Annotated in this window: 1 protein-coding gene; it reads right to left on the bottom strand. The window is 38.5% G+C overall.

The window, feature by feature from the left end:
* Nucleotides 1-31: 31 nt before the first annotated feature.
* A partial coding sequence (gene mfd / locus LDB17_RS00685) for a transcription-repair coupling factor (protein ID WP_393924828.1) occupies nucleotides 32-3,282 on the bottom strand: 3,251 nt, incomplete at its 5' end.

Raw genomic sequence — 3,282 nt, forward strand, 5'->3', positions numbered from 1 at the left:
GAGAAAGGCGTAAGCTTTTCTCTTTTTTTGCTTACAGCCCGTTTATTTCTGATAATACCATACAAGCAGTCTCTACATTTGGAATGCTCTGTATACTCACCGAACGCCTTCCGTTCCTGTCTTTCAATTCACACTTACGAGGATACTTCTGGATGTAATTGAGTAATTTATCGAACGCTTTCGACTGATAGTATGGTGACTCCGAATTTGTAACCAAGAATAAACTCATTCGTCCATTTTTTAAAACAACCTTTTCGATGCCCAGCGTTTTGGCTATAGATCGAAGCCGAACTACCAGAATCAACTCTCGACCTTCGGGTGGAATTTTTCCGAAACGATCTTCGAGACGCTCTGTAAATTGCATTATATCCGACTCTTTCTCCATATTATCGAGCTCCCGATAGAGTGTAATACGTTCCGAATCATTTGGTATATAAAGAGTCGGGAACAAAAGTTCAAGATCACTTTCTATCTGAACATCATCAACAAAGTTTTCTCCCGAAATCTTATTATCTTCATCAGCCTTATGATAGAGTTCTGCAAACTCATCATTTTTGAGCTCATTGACTGCTTCCGTCAATATTTTCTGATAAACTTCATATCCTAAATCTGCAATAAAACCACTCTGTTCTGCACCAAGTAGATTTCCGGCTCCACGAATATCCAAATCCTGCATAGCAATGTGGAATCCATGACCCAGTTCGGAGAAGTTCTCAATTGCTTGCAATCGTCTTCTAGCCTCAGGAGTCAAGGTATGTAACGGGGGTGCTAATAGATATGCAAAAGCCTTCTTATTGCTTCGTCCAACACGTCCACGCAATTGATGCAGATCGCTCAAACCAAAATTCTGAGCATTGTTTATTATTATCGTATTTGCATTAGGAATATCAATACCCGACTCTACTATTGAAGTTGCTATCAATACGTCATATTCTTGGTTTACAAAGTCTATAATAATCGATTCCAGCTTGGCGGGATCCATTTGTCCATGCCCAACAGCAATACGAGCATCAGGAACCTCTCTCTTTATTATATCTTCAAGTTCATGTATATTCTTTATCCTGTTATTGATAAAGAATACCTGCCCGTTACGGCTCATTTCAAACTCTATCGCTTCACGAATAATCAACGGATCGAATGTGTGTACTTCAGTCTGTATCGGATATCTGTTTGGCGGAGGCGTTGTTATTGCAGATAAATCCCTTGCTCCCATTAACGAAAACTGCAATGTACGTGGAATAGGTGTAGCTGTCATCGTTAAAGTATCCACATTGGACTTCATTTGTTTCAATTTCTCTTTTACAGCAACACCAAACTTTTGCTCTTCGTCTATTATAAGCAAGCCCAAATCTTTAAACTGAATATCTTTGCCAACAATGCGATGCGTGCCAATCAGTATATCAACTTTTCCCTCCTTTAAATCGTTTAGAACCTCTTTAATTTGTCCTGCCGACCGTGCCCTGCTGATATATTCTACACGGCAAGGAAAGTCTTTAAGCCTCTCTTTAAATGTTTGATAGTGCTGATAGGCTAAAACTGTTGTAGGAACCAATACTGCAACTTGCTTATTATCTGTTACGGCCTTAAATGCAGCCCGAATAGATACTTCTGTTTTTCCAAACCCAACATCGCCGCAAATCAAGCGATCCATGGGTTTACTGTTCTCCATATCAAGTTTTACATCAGCAGTTGCTTTTACCTGATCGGGGGTATCTTCATAAATAAATGAAGCTTCGAGCTCATGCTGTAGAAAAGAATCGGGAGCGAAGCTAAACCCTTCTTCTTGTCGGCGTTTGGCGTATAGCTGTATCAGGTCGCGGGCAATGTCTTTTACTTTATTTTTAGTCTTCTCCTTAATCTTATTCCATGCCCCTGTACCTAATTTATTGATACGTGGCGGTTCGCCTTCCTTGCCTCTATATTTTGATATTTTATGTAAAGAGTGCAGGGAAACAAAGATAACGTCATTGTTCAAGTAAATGAGTTTTATTAACTCCTGCATCTTTCCATTCATATCAGACCGCACAAGGCCTCCAAATTGACCTACACCATGATCGATATGTACGATATAATCTCCTATCTGAAACTGTTGAAGCTCCTTTAAAGAAAGAGCAAACTTCCCAGAACGTACCCTATCGGATTTAAGGTTATATTTATGATAACGGTCAAAAACCTGGTGATCGGTAAAACAGCAAATTTTTAAAGTTTCGTCAATAAACCCTTCTGATAGAGTCCTCTCCACAGATGTAAAATTGATATTATCTCCCCTGTCTTCAAAAATAGACTTTAGTCGTTTCTGTTGCTTTTCACTATCACTTAATATATATATAGTATATTCTTTATCAAGATATTTGTGAAGAGTTTCAGTGATCAGGTCAAAGTTTTTATGAAACGAAGGCTGTATATCTGTTTTGAATTCGACAACAGCTTCTGCCTGTATTTTATTCCCGAAATGAATATGCTTGAATCCCTTTACCAAGGCATCATATTCACCCCTTAACGTCAACTTATTTTGTAAATCTTTCTCATATTCAGGATTATCTAAAATAGTAGAATCATTATATACACTCTCTACTTTGTCGCTAGCCCATACAAAATCCTTGAATGCAATAACCGTATCCTTTGGAATCAGTTTCAACAACGACTCCCGATCCATATTCGACTTTTGCATGTCAGGGATAATCTGTATCTGCTTTAGTTTCTCTTTCGACAACTGTGTTTCGATATCAAAGGTTCGTATTGTACTCACTTCATCTCCAAAAAAGTCGATACGATAAGGATATTCGCTCGAAAAAGAAAAAACGTCCAGTATACTTCCCCTGATAGCATATTGTCCGGGTTCATACACATAATCAACGTATTCAAATCCAAAACTATCCAACATCTCTGACACGAAATTACGATCGATCTCTTCATCCACCGACATCTGTATCGTATTTTTCTTTAGTATATCTTTAGCTACAGCCTTTTCGGCTAAAGCTTCCGGATATGTTACGATTATCAGGTTTTTATCTTCAACCTGTAACTGTCCCATGACCTCGGTACGGAGGATTTCATTGGCAGCATCTATCTGTCCGTACTTTATCGCCCGTTTGTATGCCGAAGGAAAGAATAAAACTTTATCTGAGTCTAAAATCTGATTCAAGTCATGATAAAAATACCCCGCACTTTCTAAGTCGTTTAGCACAAACAAATAGCAGCTATCTGTCTTATGAAACAAAGCTGTAGCAAACATAGACGCTGACGAACCCTGCAAACCTTTAACATAGATATCTTTATGCT

This window comes from Dysgonomonas sp. Shenzhen-Wh21 (assembly GCF_043392705.1).
Lineage (GTDB): Bacteria > Bacteroidota > Bacteroidia > Bacteroidales > Dysgonomonadaceae > Dysgonomonas.